A 16,019-nucleotide genomic window follows, 5' to 3' on the forward strand; every position below is an offset into this window, starting at 1 on the left:
GGCCACTGCGCCGCCATATGAATGGCGACCAGAGGAGAGAGATTTGGACCGTATCACCTTGCCCGAACGCCCCGACTGGCGTGCAAAGGCGGCAGAGCTTGGCTTTACCTTCGCCGATATGCATGGCGAGCCCTATTGGGACGAAACCTCGGCCTATGCGTTTTCGCTGGAGGAGATCGAGGGCCGGGTTGAGGACCCCTGCACCGAATTGCACGCCATGTGCCGTGAGGCGGTGGGCAAAGTGCTGGCCGATGAGGCGCTGATGGAGCGGATGGGGCTGCCGCGCCTGCGGTGGGAGTTCATCCGTGACAGTTGGGAGGCGGGGGAGCCGGAGGTTTATGGCCGGTTCGATCTGGCCTATGATGGCAAGGGCCCGGCCAAGCTGCTGGAATACAACGCCGATACGCCGACATCGCTGTATGAAAGTGCCAGTTTCCAATGGCTTTGGTATGAGGATCAGCTGGCAGCAAGGGTGCTGCCCGAGGGGTCGGACCAGTTCAACCGGCTGCACGAGGCGCTGGTGGAGCGGTTTGCCGAGATTTTCCCCGCCGACACCGATCTGCATTTCGCCGCCATGTCCGGCGCGCCCGAGGATTACGCCACGGTGGAAACCATGGCCTGGGCCGCGCGCGAGGCTGGGATGGGGGCGCATTACACCGACCTTGAGAAAATCGGGATCAGTGAGGACGGGCAGTTCACCGATGCCGACGACCGGGTGATCGGCACGCTGTTCAAGCTGTATCCGTGGGAAGACCTGTTTGCCGATGAATTCTCGGCGCATCTGGCAAGCGCACAGTGCCGGTTCATTGAACCGCCGTGGAAGGCGCTGGTGTCCAACAAGGCAATCCTGCCGGTGTTGTGGCAGATGTTTCCGGGCCATCCGAACCTGCTGCCATCATTTTTTGCCGATGATACCAAGGGGCTGGCCGATGCGGCGCATCTGATGCTGGCGGGGCATGTGACCAAGCCTATCTTCTCGCGCGAGGGGGCGTCGGTGACGATCACCACGCAGGGGCGGGTGCTGGAGCGGGCGACGAACCGCGAATACGACCGGCATCCGATGATCGTGCAGGCCTATGCGCCCTTGCCGGTGATGGGCGGATTTCGCCCGGTGATCGGGGCCTGGGTTGTCGGGGAAACCTGCGTGGGGCTGGGCGTGCGCGAAGACCGCGCCCTGATCACGCAAGACCTGTCGCGGTTCAAGCCGCATTTCATTGAGGGGTAGAGCCATGAAACGATCACGCGCGGTATCGCTGGGGATTCTGGGGGCAGCGGCCTTTGGGCTGGCCGCCTGCCAGCAGGAAGAACAGACCGATGCGGCGGCCTTTCCGGATATCGAAAGCTGCACGGCGGCGGCGGCGCAGGGTGGCTGGTTCACCCGCGAAGATTGCGAAACCACCTTTGCCGACGCGCAGGCCGTTCATGCCGAAACCGCGCCGCGTTATGAAAGCCAGGAGTTGTGCGAGCAAGAGCACGGGGCCGGGAATTGCGGGGGCGATACAGTGGCCGGGTCGGGCGGCGGCGGCAGCATCTTCATGCCGCTGCTGGCTGGCTATCTGATCGGGCAGGCGCTGGGCGGCGGGCGCGCGATGGCGCAACCCGTGGTGCCAAAGGCCGGGGGCGGCTATGCGACGCCGACGGGCGGCACCCAGCTTTCACGGCTGAACTCGACCGGCAAGATGGGTGCTACGGCCTTTGCCAAAGGGCCAACCACCGCAGGGCAGCCCCCGATGAGCCGGGCCGCCGTGGCCAGCCGGGGCGGTTTTGGCGGATCAGCGGCAACGCGGTCGGTTGGCAGCTGAAGAAAAAGGGGGCGCTTTGCCCCCTTTTTGTCACTGCAGGCGCAGCCCGGTTGACGGGCCGCCCTTTCGCTTTGCCGGTCAGATCGACAGGCAGACGTATTTCAGCTCCATGTAGTCATCCATGCCGTGGTGGCTGCCTTCGCGGCCAAGGCCGGATTGCTTGACGCCGCCAAAGGGGGCGACTTCCGTGCTGATGATGCCGGTGTTGACGCCGACAATGCCGTATTCCAGCGCCTCTTGCACGCGGGTGATGCGGCCGATCTCGCGGCTGTAGAAATAGCTGGCAAGGCCGAAGATGGTGTCATTGGCCTTGGCCACGACTTCCTCTTCGGTGTCGAACTTGAACAGGGGTGCCAGCGGGCCGAAGGTTTCTTCGGTGGTGACCATCATGTCATCGGTGACGCCGGTGAGGATGGTGGGTTCAAAGAAGTTGCCGCCCAGCGCGTGGCGTTTGCCGCCGGTTTCGATCTTGGCGCCTTTGGCGGTGGCGTCGGCGATGTGTTCCTCGACCTTGTCAATCGCGGCGGCATTGATCAGCGGGCCGAATTGCACGTCTTCGGACAAGCCATCGCCCACGCGGGTTTTTGCCACGGCGGCCTGCAGCTTTTCGGCAAAGGCATCGTAAACCCCGGCCTGCACATAGATGCGGTTGGCGCAAACACAGGTCTGGCCGTTGTTGCGGAATTTCGACATCATGGCACCGGCGACGGCGGCATCCAGATCGGCATCGTCAAACACGATGAAAGGCGCGTTGCCGCCCAGTTCCATCGAGCATTTCATCACCTGCTCTGCCGCCTGCCGCAGCAGGATGCGGCCCACCTCGGTCGATCCGGTGAAGGTGAGTTTGCGCACGACCGGGTTTTCGCAGAACTCCTTGCCGATGTCGGAGGATTTCTTTGAGGTGATGATCGACAGGATGCCCTTGGGCAGACCCGCGCGTTCGCCCAGCACCGCCATGGCGAGGGCGGAGAGCGGGGTTTCTGCTGCAGGGCGGGCGACGAAGCCGCAGCCTGCGGCAAGGGCCGGGCCGGCCTTGCGGGCGATCATGGCGTTGGGGAAGTTCCATGGGGTGATCGAGCCCACCACGCCGATGGGTTGCTTGAGCACCGTGATGCGCTTGTCGCGCTGGTGGCCGGGGACGGTTTCGCCGTAGACGCGCTTGGCCTCTTCGCCGAACCATTCGATGAAGGATGCACCATAGGCGACTTCACCCTTGGCTTCGGCAAGGGGTTTGCCCATTTCTGCGGTCAGGATCTTGCCCAGATCGTCCTGATTTTCCATCATCAGGTCGAACCATTTGCGCAGCACGACGCTGCGTTCCTTGCCGGTGCGGGCGGCCCAGTCTTTCATCGCGACATTGGCGGCGGCGATGGCGCGGGCGGTCTCGGCCCGGCCAAGGTTGGGCACGCGCGCGATTTCGTCGCCACGGGCCGGGTTCACCACGGCGAAGGTGTCGCCATCATCGGCGTCGATCCAGTCGCCTGCGACATAGGCCTTGGATGCGAGCAGCGTCGGGTCTTTCAACAGCGACGCCAGATCGGTCACGGAATCGAGCATGTGGGGTCTCCCATTTCGGTTTGACCCATGCAAAGCATGCGCGGCGCGGGCTGTCCAGTTCTGTCGGGCGGCAGGGCGGGACATCGCCGAAATTTTGATCAAATCGGGGCGGAACGGATGGAATTTGCAAGCGAAGCCGACCGGGCCTATGCCAATGGTGCGTTTATTGCGGGCGCTGATCAGTTTGTGCCGCGCTGGCGCGCGGCTGCGGCTGGGTTCCGGGCGGGCATGCGCGGAGAGCTTGGGCTGGTGTATGGGCCGGGAGCGCGGCAGCGGTTGGACCTGTTCCTGCCGGATGGCCCGGCGCGCGGCGTGCTGGTGTTTGTGCATGGCGGCTACTGGATGGATTTTGACCGGGCGGACTGGTCGCATCTGGCGGCGGGGGCGGTGGGGCGGGGCTGGGCCTGTGCGGTGCCGTCCTATACGCTGGCGCCCGAGGCGCGGATTGCGCAGATGACGCGCGAGGTGGCGGCGGCGGTGCGGGCGGTGGCCGCGCGGGTGGCGGGGCCGGTGGTGGTGACGGGGCATTCGGCGGGGGGGCATCTGGCGGCGCGGATGGCCTGCGAAGGCGGGCCGAAGGTGGCGCGGGTGGTGCCGGTGTCGCCGCTGGCCGATCTGCGGCCGCTGCTGGCGACCGGGATGAATGCCACGCTGCGGCTGGACAGCGCGGAGGCTGTGGCGGAGAGTCCGGCGCTGCTGCGCCCGCGCGCGGGGGTGGGCTGCCATGTCTGGGTCGGCGGGCAGGAGCGGCCCGCGTTTTTGTGGCAGGCGCGGGTGCTGGCTGAAGACTGGGCCTGCCCGTGGACGGTTGAGGCGGGGCGGCATCATTTTGATGTGATTGACGGATTGGCGGACCCGGAGTCTGCGCTGATGGCGGCCTGTCTGGATGGGCTGTAGGCGGCAAGGAACCCGGTCAGGAGTTGGCGTTCATCCGTTCGATATAGGCGCGCATTTCTTCGGCCTCGTGCCTTGCGTCGCGAAGGCCCCCCATGGCGGCGCGCAGTTCCGCCTCGGTCTGGGCGATCTGGTTCATCAGCTCGGCTTCGCGCTGTTCCAGATAAATGATCGCCTGATCGCGGGTTTCTTCGGCATCGTGCAGCATGGTCGAGAGGCGGTCCATCTCGCCCATGTCGCCGCCCGGGACGCGGGCAAAGCGGTGCATGATCCAGTGCGAGAACCACCCCAGCGCGAAGGCAGCCATCAGGATGATCGCCGTGACGATGATGAATTCGGTGCGGTTCATGCGGTCTGCTTCATGGGTGGCAAGGGCCTGGCATGTTTGGCCTAGCCGTCACGCGCCGGGCGCGCAAGGGGGCGGCGGGTCTTTTCTGTGGGGGCGACCGAGGGGCTGTCTTCATCGTTCACGCCCGGTATGGCGCTGACCTGTGCGCTGGCCGGATTGCCTGCGGTTGAAGCGGATGGCGCGCCGGGTTGATCGAGCAGCACGAATTCGATCCGGCGGTTCGCTTCGCGCCCCGCCTCGGTGGCGTTGTCGGCAATCGGGTTCGCCTCGCCGTAACCGGTGGCTTTGAGCGCATCGATTGTGACGCCGCGCCCTTGCAGCGCCAGCAGAACCGCATCGGCGCGGGCCTGACTGAGCGCCAGATTGCCGCTGTCGGAGCCCTGGCTGTCGGTATAGCCCGCGATTTCCATCTGCACGGTGGGGCAATCTTCCAGCACCTCGGCAAGGGCATCCATGATGCCCACGGTCTGGCCGTCGATTTCGGCAGAACCGGGGGGGAAGGTGATCTTGCGCGCGGCCAGAACGGCGGTCACATCGGCGGCACATTCCTGCGGGGTGGGCAGGGCGGCGAGGGGATCAAGCTCTTCATCATAGCGGACAGACACCTTGAAGGTCTGGCCCTGCCCCAGTTTGTCGGACAGCACCTGCGAGATGCGGCTGCGTGCGATCTGCGACCCGGTGACGCCTTCGACCTCGACCGTGTCGGCGCGGACCAGCAGGCGGCCTTCGGCAAGTTCGCCCAAAGCCTCGAGCCCGGCCAGCACGCGGACCGGCCAGCCATCGGGCAGGTCATTGTCGAGCCGTGTGGCGGAATAGACCTTGCCCACGCCGAAGCGGGCCTTGGCATAGCTGGTGGTGGCGTTGCGCAGCAACTCGTCCGTGACGCGCCCCCGCAACTCGACCCGGCCATCGGCGGACAAGGTGGCGGTGAATTCGGCAGGCCCAAGGGCCGCGTCGGTGGCGCGTTCCAGCGTGGCGGTCAGCGAGAACACCTCGGGCAGGGCCGAGTCCAGCTCGCCTACGATGCGGTCGAAGTCGGACTGTGACACAGAGTCGGCGGCGACCAGCGAGACATCGGCATCGGAAAAGGTGATGGTCGCGGCACCAAGCGACGTGACGGCGGTGATGGCGGTGGCAACGGCATCGGCCCAGCTGGGGGTGGGGACGCCAAGGCCGACGATGCAGCTTGGCCGGCCCGGCACACCGGCGGCCATGCCTGCGGCAATGATGCGGGCGCGGGCGCGGTCGGTGTCGGCGGCGCAGGCATCAAAGCGCGCACCCTGTTCATCGAGCACGAAGCGCAGGGTAAAGGGGGTCAGCACCGGACGCGGGGCCGAGATGTCGATGGACACCTGCAGCCCTTCGGGCCGGGCGTTGTTCAGCTCGTTCGTCAGGCGGCGCTGCTCTTCGGCGCTGGTGGCGATGGCAGTGACGCTGACCCGGCCCGCCGCGACCGAGACCTTGGACCGCGGCAGGCGTTTGACCGCCTCCATCCCGAAGGCAAAGGCTGCGTCCCAGCCTTCGGGCGCGGGATAGGCGGCGGTTTCCAGCATGTCGGAGATGGCGCCGTCAGACCGCAAGGCGCGCGCTTCGGTCAGCAGCGCCTCGGCGGAATCGCTGGTGGGCAGCAGGCCGATCAGCTGGATGCCATCATCATTGCGCAGCATTTCGACCGAGAACTTTGGGGCCTCGATCGCCTTGACCGGGGTGACATCCAGCATGTCGCGCACGCGCGAGGCGTCGATGACGGTGCCCGCCAGATTGACGGCGCGGAAGCGCGCGGCCTCATTCGGGGCGGTGCCGATCAGGTGCAGTTGCAGACCGTCGGCCTCTGCCGCGGCCCAGGTGATGCCAGCATCGAGCAGGCGCGAGGTGACGAGCTGTTCCGAGCGGGATTCGATCCACAGGGCCGAGGCCCAGGCGGCGAAGGCGGCCACCACACCGGCCCCCGAGACCGCAGCAAGGGCGATGACGCCATGCGGCAGGTGGCCGCTGTCAAGCTGCGCCCGCGTGGTGGACATCAGGGCGGTGGTGCGAAGAAGCAGGCGCTTGGGCAAGGCTCGGTTCCTGACTGAAGATCCTGACCGGGCCTTGGCCGACGGGCAGGGAGGCGCGGCCAGTTGACCGGTGATTCCCTTGCCGGTTTAAAAGCCGCAGCCGCCGTGATCAATCAAAGTGCGGCGGCGGCGGCAAGAAACAGCGCAACGATCAGCCCGGCGTCGCGGTTCGCGCGGAACTGGGTCAGGCAGGAGGCAGGGTCATCGACGCGCAGCCGCGCCATCTGCCGCACCATATGCCAGCCAAAGGCCCAGACCCCGCCAAGGGCGAGCGCCAGCTGCAACGGATCGCGCGTGGGCAAAAGGGCGAGGATCACCGCCAAGGCCATCAGCGCCACGGTGGAGAGCAGGAACAGCTTCAGCCACCACGCCGTATGGGTGCCAAACAGCCGGGCGGTGGATTTGACGCCGATCAGGGCATCATCCTCGCGGTCCTGATGGGCATAGATCGTGTCGTAATAGAGCGTCCATGTGATGCCGGACGCATAGAGCACCACTGCCGCCGGCGGCACCGTGCCTGCATGGGCCGCCCAGGCCAGAACCGCGCCCCAGTTGAACGCGAGCCCCAGAAACAGCTGCGGCCACCATGTGAAGCGCTTGGCAAAGGGGTAGATCGCCACCAGGGCCAGCGAGGCGATGCCAAGGCCGATGGCCAGCCAGTTGTAGCTGAACAGGATGAGCGCGGCGAGGGCCGCCTGCACCGCCATCCAGATCAGCGCCTGGCGCACCGAAACCTGACCCGAGGGAATCGGGCGCGACCGGGTGCGGGCCACTTTCCCGTCGATGTGGCGGTCGGTGATGTCGTTCCAGGTGCAGCCCGCGCCGCGCATGAGGAACGCCCCGGCGCCGCAGCTGACCGCCAGCCACAGATCCCAGAGGCGGTAGCCATCCACCGCCGCGGCAAGCGCGATGCCCCAGAAGCAGGGGATCAGCAAGAGCCAGGTGCCGATGGGCCGGTCCGCGCGGCTGAGCCGAAGGTAGGGACGGGTGGGGGGCGGCGCGTAGAGGTCGACCCAGTTGTCCTTTGGCGCGTCGGCTACAGGGCCGGAAGATTGGCCGGAGGATGGTCCGGGCGATTGGCTGTGCGCCACCTCTGGCATTTCCGGGAATTGGGTCATAGCGTGGGGCCTATGGATACAAAGGTCAGACTCTATGTAGATCAGCCCTTGGGCGCGGGGCAAGCCGTGGCGGTCGGCCCCGAGCAGGCGACCTATCTGTTTGCGGTGATGCGTCTGGCCGTGGGGGCAGGGGTGTTGCTGTTCAACGGGCGGGATGGCGAATGGCTGGCGCGGGTGGTGGATGCGGGCAAGCGGCGCGGGGCCCTGGTGTGCGAAGCGCAGACCCGGGCCTTGCAGTTGCCGCCCGACCTGTGGCTGCTGTTTTCGCCGGTCCGCAAGGAGCGCACCAATTTCATCGTGGAAAAGGCGGTGGAGCTGGGGGTGTCGCGGCTGATGCCGGTGACCACGCGGTTCACGCAAAGCGAGCGCTGGCGGCAGGACAAGCAGCTGGCCCATGCGATCGAGGCGGCCGAGCAATGCGGGGCCACATCGGTACCACAGGTGGGCGATGTGCAGCCGCTGGAGCGCGCGCTGGCGGGCTGGCCCGAGGGGCGGGTGCTGATCTGGGCCGATGAGGCGCTGGCGGGGTCCGGGACGGGCGCTGCGGCCCTGACGGGCGTTGACGCGGGTACCCAAGGCGCGATTCTGATCGGGCCGGAGGGTGGGTTTTCCGACGACGAAAAGGCGCTGCTGCGCGGCCTGCCCTTTGTGCGGCCCATCAGCCTGGGTCCGCGCATCCTGCGTGCCGAGACAGCGGCGGTGGCGGCGCTGGTGTTGTGGCAGATGGCCGCAGGGGACTGGCGATGATCCGCCCCGAGGCGCAGGCCGCGCTGTGGCGCTGGCGCGAGGTGGCTGTGGGCGTGGCGGTGCTGGGCTTTGGCCTGTGGCTGATGCGGCTGGGGGGCTATCTGTTGCTTCCCTTGGGCGCGGCGGTGGGCCTGGGCGGCGTGGCTCTGGGCGTGCTGGCCTGGCGGCGGCTGCGCTTTGTGCCGGTGGGCGAGGCCCCGGGCGTGGTGCAGGTGGATGAGGGGCAGGTCAGCTATATGGGCCCGCAGGTGGGCGGCTTTGTGTCGTTGCGCGATCTGGCAGAGCTGCGGCTGATTTCGATGCGCGGGCGGCGGCTGTGGCGGTTGAAGCAGACCGACGGGCAGGCCCTGCTGATTCCGGTCGAGGCGGCGGGGGCCGAGGCGCTGTTCGACGCGTTTTCCAGCCTGCCGGGGTTGTCGAGCGCCGATCTGCTGGCGGCGCTGGCCCCAGTGCCCGGCACTGGCAGCCGCGCAGTGATGGCGGGTGGCGAAAACCGGGTGGTCTGGCGCAGGGCCGGGCGCGGGGTGGTGGCGCAAGGCGGCGCGCGCCCGGCGGACCAATAACGTTTTGTGATATGTCGCCGCTGCTGCATCGCGCCGTCTTGACTCGGGCCACGGCGCAAGACACCTGTGAGGCGCAAACCCAGTGACCACAGCCGGAGCCTGAAGCCCATGTCCATTCCACAATCCGGCGGCGGTCAGATCGAGTCTTTTCATCAGCTGGCAGAGCTGATGGAATCGGGCAACAAGCCGAAATCCGACTGGCGCATCGGCACCGAGCATGAAAAATTCGGCTGGCTGGAGGGCAGCCATGCGCCCTTGCCTTATGCGGGCGACCGTTCAATCTCGGCCCTGTTCGCGGGCCTTGAGGCGCGCTTTGGCTGGACTCCGGTGCGCGAGGCCGGCAATGTGATCGGCCTGCACCGCAACGGGGCCAATATCAGCCTGGAACCCGGCGGGCAGTTCGAATTGTCGGGGGCCATGATGTCCGACATGCACGAGACGGCGGCAGAGCTGCGCCTGCATCTGGACGAGGTGGCAGAAATTGCCGGGCCGATGGGTGTGCGCTTCATGGGGATCGGCGCCGCGCCGGAATGGACCCATGCGCAAATGCCGGTGATGCCCAAGGGCCGCTACCGGCTGATGACCGATTACATGGGCCGCGTCGGCACCCATGGCACGCAGATGATGTACCGCACCTCGACCGTGCAGGTGAACCTCGACTACGCGTCTGAGGCGGATATGGTGAAAAAGCTGCGGGTGGCGCTTGCGCTGCAGCCGGTGGCGACGGCGCTGTTTGCGTCCAGCCCGTTTTTTGATGGCAAGCCCAATGACCACCGCAGCTGGCGCAGCCGGATCTGGCGGGGGCTGGATGACAGCCGCACGGGGATGCTGCCGTTTGCCTTTGATGAGGGCTTCGGCTTTCAGGCCTATGTCGACTGGGTGCTGGATGTGCCGATGTATTTCGTCTACCGCGACGGGACGTACATCAACGCTTTGGGCCAGTCGTTCCGCGATTTCCTGAAAGGTGAGTTGCCGGCGCTGCCGGGCGAATTGCCCACCCTGTCGGACTGGGCTGACCATATGACCACGGTGTTCCCCGAGGCGCGTGTCAAGAAATACATCGAAATGCGCGGGGCCGATTGCGGGGATGAGGCGCATATCAACGCGCTGCCCGCCTTCTGGCTGGGGCTGATGTATGACCAGTCTGCGCTGGATGCGGCGTGGGATCTGGTCAAAGGGTTTGATGCGGCCACCCGCGAAGGCTTGCGCGTTGCAGCCTCGGTCTCTGCCCTGAAGGGCGAGGCGGATGGGGTGCGGCTGGAGGCGCTGGCACGCGCGGCGGTGGCGCTGTCGCAGGCGGGGCTGGTGGCGCGTGGGCTTGGCGAAGAGATCTATCTTGGGCCTTTGCACCGGTCGCTGGCTGAGGGCGAAGTGCAGGCAGACCGCTGGCTGCGGTTGTATGAAACGGAATGGGATCGCTCACTGACCCCGATCTATCAGGCGGCCAGCCTCTGAAGGGGGCCAGCCCCCCGTGTGGAACGCATTGCCGAGGAGACGCGGCGCAGCCCGCGCGACGAGATAAAAACAACGCGGCGCAGCCGCTCTATCGGATCAGCTGTCGAAGGCGGGCACGGCGGTAGGGGGTTATTTCTTGCCGATCCTTGGCTCGGTGCCCCGACGCAGGCGCGCGATGTTGGTGCTGTGGCGGGCGAAGATCAGCGCACCCAGGATGATGGACAGCAAGGTCATCTGCGGGTAGCCCAGCACCGCCAGCCAGACCGGGGCCAGGGCGGCGGCGACCAGTGCCGAAAGCGACGAGATGCGGCTGATGGCGGCCGTCACCGCCCAGGTGGCGCAGGCGGCAAGGCCGACGGGCCAGGCGAGTGCCAGCAGCGTGCCGAGGAAGGTGGCCACACCCTTGCCGCCCTTGAACCCCAGCCAGACCGGGAACAGGTGGCCAAGAAAGCTGAACAACGCCGCCACCTGAGCAGCATCCGGCCCCACCACCGCGCGGGCGATCAGCACGGCGATGCCGCCTTTGCCCGCGTCCAGCAGCAGGGTGGCAAGGGCCGCAGGTTTGTTGCCGGTGCGCAGCACATTGGTGGCCCCGATATTGCCGGAGCCTATGGCGCGCAGATCGCCCAGACCGAACAGGCGGGTGATGACCACGCCAAAGGGCACCGAGCCCAACAGATAGGCAAGGGCGGCGGTCAGGGCCAGCACCAACGGCGCAGAGGTGAAGTCGGGCATTTCGCTTTAGGCTCCGTAAACCTGATGGCCGGCGACAAAGGTTGCCAGAACCTTACCCTCCATCCGTGTGCCGTCAAAGGGCGTGTTTTTCGATTTCGACTGGAGGGTGAAGCGGTCAAGCACGAAGGGCGTGTCGGGGTTGAACAGGACAAGGTCAGCAGGGGCACCCTCCACCATACGGCCCTGCGGCAGGCCAAGGCGGCGGGCGGGGTTCAGCGACAGGGCGCGGAACAGTTGTGGCAGTGACAGTTGGCCCGCGTGCAGCAGGCGCAGGGCGGCGGGGAGCAGGGTCTGCAGGCCCACGGCGCCGCTGGCGGCGTCTTCAAACGGCAGGCGTTTGGATTCTTCGTCTGCGGGCGTGTGGAAGCTGCCGATCACGTCGATCAGACCGCTTGCCACCGCGTCGATCATCGCCAGACGGTCATCTTCGGAGCGCAGGGGCGGGGTGAGCTTGAAGAAGGTGCGGTAATCGCCCACGTCGAATTCGTTCAGCGTCAGATGGTGGATCGACACGCCTGCGGTCACGTCCAGCCCATTGGCCTTGGCGCGTTCCAGCGCGGGCAGGCTGCGGGCGGTGGTGATCTGGTCGGCGTGGTAGCGCGCGCCTGTCATCTCGATCAGGCCAAGGTCGCGGTCCAGCCCGATGCGTTCGGCCATCGGATGCACCGCCGGGATGCCGCGCAATGATGCGAACTTGCCGCTGGTGGCGGCGGCCCCGTGCGACAGCCCCGGTTCCTGCGGGTGGCCGATGACCAGTGCGCCCAGGCTGCGGGCGTAGGTGAGGGCGCGCGACAGCACCTTGGGGTCGGTGGTGACGCGGGTGGCGTCGGTGAAGGCGATGGCCCCGGCGTCGAGCAGAAAGCCGATCTCGGTCATTTCGCGCCCGTCGCGCCCCTTGGTCAGGGCCGCCATATGGCGGATGCGCACCGGCGACGCCTCTGCCGCGCGGCGGGTGACGAATTCCAGCACCTCGGGCGTGTCGATGGCGGGCGTGGTGTCGGGGCGGGCGATGATCGTCGTGACGCCGCCCGCCGCTGCCGCAAGACCGGCGGAGCGGAAGGATTCCTTGTGCCGTTCGCCAGGTTCGCCGATCTTTACGCCCCAGTCGATAATGCCTGGGGCAAGGCAGGCCCCGCCGCAGTCGATGACCTGCGCGCCCTTGGGGGCCGAGGCCGCGCCGATGGCGGCGATCTGACCGGCGTCGATGATCACATTGCCTAAGATGATGGTATCGCCTTCGGGGTCGATGATGCGGGCGTTTTCCAAAAACAGGGTCATCGGCGGGCCTTTGTGCAGCAGAGGGGTCATCGCAGTCCTTCCGTCAGGCGGGCCGCATCGTCGGCGGGGGAGGCGAGGTATTTGATCAGGTGCTTGTCACCCGTGGTGGTGGTGACCTGGACCGAGCCGAAGAAGGGCCGCGCGGTCTTGATCTGGACGCGCGGCACGGTCAGCCCGCGCGGGCCGATCAAGCGGTGCGAGGTCAGATACCACAGATCGGTCAGCGCTTCGGAGGCGACGTAGGCGGCGCGGGCGGCGATGGCGAGGGCCGCGCCGATGGGGCCCATGACCGGATAGGGGTTGCCCTGCCACAGCAGCCACAGGCCGACCGCTGCACCCAGCACGACCGCCATGATCAGATGCGCGCGCCAGTAGGTCAGGCGGTCGGGGGTGAAGGTGGCCAGAAGCGTTTCGCCTTCGTTGAGGACAGGCGCTGTCATCCGGCCCCCCAGATGAACAGGGCGACAAAGATCGCCAGCAGGATCAGCACCACCGTGGCCACCCGGCCCGACATCGCGGCGTCAGAGGGGCGTTTGGCGGTTTGGACCGGGAGAATGTCGGCTTCGGGGTTATAGGGGGCCATGCCGATGCGGGCGGGGGAGGGCACCTCGTCATACCGCCCGATCAGTTGCAGGGGCGGGCGGGGCGACAGGCTGCCCTGGCCAAGCGCGGCGCGGAAGACCAGCAGCAGCGGGCCGCGCAGGGCATCAAGGGTGGCTGCGTCGGCGGCGAGGCTTTCCTCGGCGATGCCCTGACCTTCGGCCAGATAGCGCGACAGCCCATATTCGGTGAAGGCGTCGGCGTCGAGCAGTTCGGTGTGGGCGGGGTCGACCGCGTTGACGCCCATGGCATCCGCCAGCGGGCCGCGCGCGAAGGCTTCGGCTTCGCTTTCGGGCAGGTTGATGGCGAAGACCCAGACGCAACGCTCAAAGCCCGGGGGGATGGTGAGTGTATCGGTCATGCCATCACCCCCGCAGCCTTGGCCCCACGGTCGGCGCGCAGGTTGCGGGCCAGAAGGTCCATGCAGGCCATGCGCACGGCGACGCCCATTTCGACCTGTTCCTGAATGACCGATCGGTTGATGTCATCGGCCAGTTCGCCGTCAATCTCGACCCCGCGGTTCATCGGGCCGGGGTGCATGACGATGGCATCGGGCTTGGCGTGGGTCAGTTTTTCGGCGTCCAAGCCATAGCGGTGGTAGTATTCGCGTTCCGACGGGATGAAGCCGCCATCCATCCGTTCGCGTTGCAGGCGCAGCATCATCACCACATCGGCGCCTTCCAGACCTTTGCGCATGTCGTCAAACAGCTCGCAGCCGAACTCACCCACGCCGGCGGGCATCAGGGTGGGGGGGGCAATCAGGCGGATGCGGTTTTCCATCTTGCCCAGCAGGATCAGGTTTGACCGCGCGACCCGGCTGTGCGCGATATCGCCGCAGATGGCCACGGTCAGGCGCTGGATGCGGCCCTTGGCGCGGCGGATGGTGAGGGCGTCGAGCAGGGCTTGGGTGGGATGTTCATGCCGCCCGTCGCCTGCGTTCAGCACCGCGCAATTCACCTTTGACGCCAGCAGGTTGACCGCGCCGGAAGACCCGTGCCGCACCACCAGCAGATCGGGGTGCATGGCGTTCAGCGTCATGGCGGTGTCGATCAGCGTCTCGCCCTTTTTCACGCTGCTTTGCGCGACCGACATGTTCATCACATCTGCCCCCAGCCGTTTGCCCGCCAGCTCGAAACTGGCCTGCGTGCGGGTGGAGTTTTCAAAGAACATGTTGATCTGCGTCATGCCCGCCAGCGCGTCGGATTGTTTGACGGTGCGGCGGTTCAGATCGACATAGCGGTCCGCCAGATCGAGGATGGCGAGGATTTCCTGCGGCGAGAGATGCTCGATTCCCAGCAGATGGCGTGCGCGGAACATCAGGGTCTCCTTACGACTGGCTGCGGGTTTGGGGTGCTTATGCCAAAGGGGCGCGCAATGGGCAACGGTGATCCGTCCCTTGCGGGCGCGGGGGCGCGGGCCTACCCTTTGCGGCATGGGAATCGCACAAGACATTCTGTCGGACTGGCATGCCGCGCAGGCGGCGCTGCTGTGGCAGGTGGATCTGGGCATTGACGAATGGCTGCTGGATGACCCGCTGAACCGCTATGACCTGCCCGAGGCCGTGAAACCTGCGCCGATGGTGGCCCCGGCGGGGGCGGCCCCCCCGGTGGCGCGTGTGGCCGCCACGGTGGTGCTGCCCGAGGCCGTGAAGGTGGATGCCGTGGCCGAAGCTGCGGCACTGGCCGCGCGGGCGGCGACGCTGGACGATTTGCGCGCCGCGATGGCCGGCTTTGAGCATTGCGAGCTGCGGCGGGGCGCGCGCAACATGGTGTTTGCCGATGGTGTACCCGGCGCGCGGGTGATGATTTTAGGCGAGGCACCGGGGGCGGAGGAAGACCGTGAGGGACGGCCTTTTGTGGGCCGTGCCGGGGCTTTGCTGGATGATATGTTCGATGCGATCGGCCTGTCGCGCAGTGCCGAGGATGCGCAGGCGGGGCTGTATCTGGCGCATGTGCTGCCGTGGCGCTGTCTGGGGGGTGGCGCGCCTTTGGCAGAGGATGTTGCCATGATGCGGCCGTTTGTGATGCGTCATATCGAGCTGGTGGCCCCGGAAGTGATTGTGGTCATGGGCAACACGCCTCTGTCTGCGCTTACGGGTTTGCAGGGCATCGCACGGCTGCGGGGGCAGTGGCAGACGTTCGGGGGGAAGGCGGTTTTGCCGATGATCCATCCGGACGGCCTGTTGCGCACGCCCATGGCCAAGCGCGAGGCATGGGAAGATCTGCTGGCGCTGGAGGCGCGGTTGGTAAAATGAGCCGGATTGACGAGACCAAGGACTTTATCCCGGTGCGGATCGCGGTGCTGACCGTGAGCGACACCCGCACCGCGGCCGATGACCGGTCGGGCGATACGCTGGTGGAACGGATCGCGGGCGCGGGGCATGTGCTGGCGGCGCGGGGGATTGTGAGCGATGAACGGGCGCTGATTGCGGCGCAGTTGCGCGACTGGATCGCGGATGCGGCTGTCGATGTCATCCTGACCACCGGGGGCACCGGCCTGACGGGCCGCGATGTGACGGTCGAGGCGCACCGCGATGTCTATGAGAAAGAGATCGAGGCGTTCGGCACGGTGTTCACCATCGTGTCGATGCAAAAGATCGGCACCTCGGCCGTGCAAAGCCGCGCCTGTGGTGGTGTGGCGGGCGGCACCTATCTGTTTGCGCTGCCGGGCAGCCCGGGGGCCTGCCGCGACGCCTGGGACGAGATTTTGCGCTGGCAGCTGGATATCCGGCACCGGCCCTGCAACTTTGTCGAGATCATGCCCCGGCTGGACGAACATCTGCGCCGGAAATAGCGACGGAACGGCCCGCCCGGAGCGTAACAGCCTTGTGGCTGGACGCGAACCCTTGCCGCGTTACTATTTTA

General features: G+C 66.7%; 16 protein-coding genes and 1 pseudogene. 8 read left to right on the forward strand and 9 right to left on the reverse strand.

The features are described 5' to 3' along the window. Positions 1 to 43: 43 nt before the first annotated feature. Positions 44 to 1,225 carry a glutathionylspermidine synthase family protein gene (locus EEB11_RS08930; protein ID WP_135430420.1) on the forward strand — a complete coding sequence of 394 codons (1,182 nt, stop codon included), beginning with the start codon at positions 44 to 46 and terminating at the stop codon, positions 1,223 to 1,225. Between the two features lie 4 nt (positions 1,226 to 1,229). Next, positions 1,230 to 1,802, forward strand: coding sequence for a DUF1190 domain-containing protein (locus tag EEB11_RS08935; protein ID WP_135430422.1), 573 nt, complete (start codon positions 1,230 to 1,232; stop codon positions 1,800 to 1,802). Positions 1,803 to 1,880: 78 nt separating this feature from the next. Here EEB11_RS08935 and EEB11_RS08940 read toward each other — a convergent pair whose 3' ends face one another. Beyond that, a complete protein-coding gene (locus EEB11_RS08940; protein WP_135430424.1) occupies positions 1,881 to 3,359 on the reverse strand; it encodes an NAD-dependent succinate-semialdehyde dehydrogenase in 1,479 nt (492 codons plus the stop codon). Between the two features lie 117 nt (positions 3,360 to 3,476). On the opposite strand from EEB11_RS08940, the gene EEB11_RS08945 reads away from it, so the two are divergent. Continuing rightward, the gene (locus EEB11_RS08945) at positions 3,477 to 4,256 is read left to right on the forward strand and encodes a hormone-sensitive lipase (protein WP_135430426.1); all 780 of its coding nucleotides are present in this window, start codon (positions 3,477 to 3,479) and stop codon (positions 4,254 to 4,256) included. 16 nt (positions 4,257 to 4,272) lie between these two features. Here EEB11_RS08945 and pufQ read toward each other — a convergent pair. From pufQ to ubiA, 3 genes and pseudogenes are all read right to left on the reverse strand, one after another. Then, positions 4,273 to 4,629: pseudogene (gene pufQ / locus EEB11_RS08950) on the reverse strand (cytochrome PufQ); the annotation flags it as partial. A gap of 14 nt (positions 4,630 to 4,643) precedes the next feature. Further along, entirely contained in the window at positions 4,644 to 6,659 is a 2,016-nt protein-coding gene (locus tag EEB11_RS08955) for an OmpA family protein (protein ID WP_245298835.1), read from the reverse strand. A gap of 113 nt (positions 6,660 to 6,772) precedes the next feature. Then, positions 6,773 to 7,759, reverse strand: coding sequence for a 4-hydroxybenzoate octaprenyltransferase (gene ubiA, locus EEB11_RS08960; protein ID WP_245298847.1), 987 nt, complete (start codon positions 7,757 to 7,759; stop codon positions 6,773 to 6,775). 30 nt (positions 7,760 to 7,789) lie between these two features. Between ubiA and EEB11_RS08965 the strand changes: the two genes are divergently transcribed. From EEB11_RS08965 to EEB11_RS08975, 3 genes are all read left to right on the forward strand, one after another. Then, complete coding sequence (locus EEB11_RS08965) at positions 7,790 to 8,524, forward strand: 16S rRNA (uracil(1498)-N(3))-methyltransferase (protein WP_135430432.1); 735 nt, start codon at positions 7,790 to 7,792, stop codon at positions 8,522 to 8,524. Then, positions 8,521 to 9,087, forward strand: a complete 567-nt coding sequence (locus EEB11_RS08970) for a hypothetical protein (RefSeq protein ID WP_245298836.1) — start codon at positions 8,521 to 8,523, stop codon at positions 9,085 to 9,087. The genes EEB11_RS08965 and EEB11_RS08970 overlap by 4 nt, the downstream gene beginning before the upstream one ends. 108 nt (positions 9,088 to 9,195) lie before the next feature. Continuing rightward, a complete protein-coding gene (locus EEB11_RS08975) occupies positions 9,196 to 10,542 on the forward strand; it encodes a glutamate--cysteine ligase (protein WP_135430434.1) in 1,347 nt (448 codons plus the stop codon). Positions 10,543 to 10,671: 129 nt separating this feature from the next. Here EEB11_RS08975 and plsY read toward each other — a convergent pair whose 3' ends face one another. From plsY to EEB11_RS09000, 5 genes are read right to left on the reverse strand one after another with little or no spacing between them, the layout of a single operon-like run. Beyond that, entirely contained in the window at positions 10,672 to 11,277 is a 606-nt protein-coding gene (gene plsY / locus EEB11_RS08980) for a glycerol-3-phosphate 1-O-acyltransferase PlsY (protein WP_135430436.1), read from the reverse strand. A 6-nt stretch (positions 11,278 to 11,283) separates the two neighbouring features. Continuing rightward, positions 11,284 to 12,555, reverse strand: a complete 1,272-nt coding sequence (gene pyrC, locus EEB11_RS08985; RefSeq protein ID WP_135430771.1) for a dihydroorotase — start codon at positions 12,553 to 12,555, stop codon at positions 11,284 to 11,286. Between the two features lie 26 nt (positions 12,556 to 12,581). Further along, positions 12,582 to 12,995 carry a hypothetical protein gene (locus tag EEB11_RS08990; RefSeq protein ID WP_135430438.1) on the reverse strand — a complete coding sequence of 138 codons (414 nt, stop codon included), beginning with the start codon at positions 12,993 to 12,995 and terminating at the stop codon, positions 12,582 to 12,584. Further along, entirely contained in the window at positions 12,992 to 13,516 is a 525-nt protein-coding gene (locus EEB11_RS08995) for a hypothetical protein (RefSeq protein ID WP_135430440.1), read from the reverse strand. Before EEB11_RS08995 ends, EEB11_RS08990 begins: the two co-directional genes overlap by 4 nt. Continuing rightward, complete coding sequence (locus EEB11_RS09000; protein ID WP_135430773.1) at positions 13,513 to 14,475, reverse strand: aspartate carbamoyltransferase catalytic subunit; 963 nt, start codon at positions 14,473 to 14,475, stop codon at positions 13,513 to 13,515. The genes EEB11_RS08995 and EEB11_RS09000 overlap by 4 nt, the downstream gene beginning before the upstream one ends. Before the next feature lie 112 nt (positions 14,476 to 14,587). On the opposite strand from EEB11_RS09000, the gene EEB11_RS09005 reads away from it, so the two are divergent. Together EEB11_RS09005 and moaB are read left to right on the forward strand one after the other, a co-directional pair. Then, the gene (locus tag EEB11_RS09005) at positions 14,588 to 15,409 is read left to right on the forward strand and encodes a uracil-DNA glycosylase (RefSeq protein ID WP_135430442.1); all 822 of its coding nucleotides are present in this window, start codon (positions 14,588 to 14,590) and stop codon (positions 15,407 to 15,409) included. After that, on the forward strand, positions 15,406 to 15,948 hold the full coding sequence (gene moaB / locus EEB11_RS09010; RefSeq protein WP_135430444.1) for a molybdenum cofactor biosynthesis protein B: 543 nt from the start codon (positions 15,406 to 15,408) through the stop codon (positions 15,946 to 15,948). Before EEB11_RS09005 ends, moaB begins: the two co-directional genes overlap by 4 nt. Positions 15,949 to 16,019 lie beyond the last annotated feature (71 nt).

This window comes from Pseudotabrizicola sediminis (assembly GCF_004745575.1).
Classification (GTDB): domain Bacteria; phylum Pseudomonadota; class Alphaproteobacteria; order Rhodobacterales; family Rhodobacteraceae; genus Pseudotabrizicola; species Pseudotabrizicola sediminis.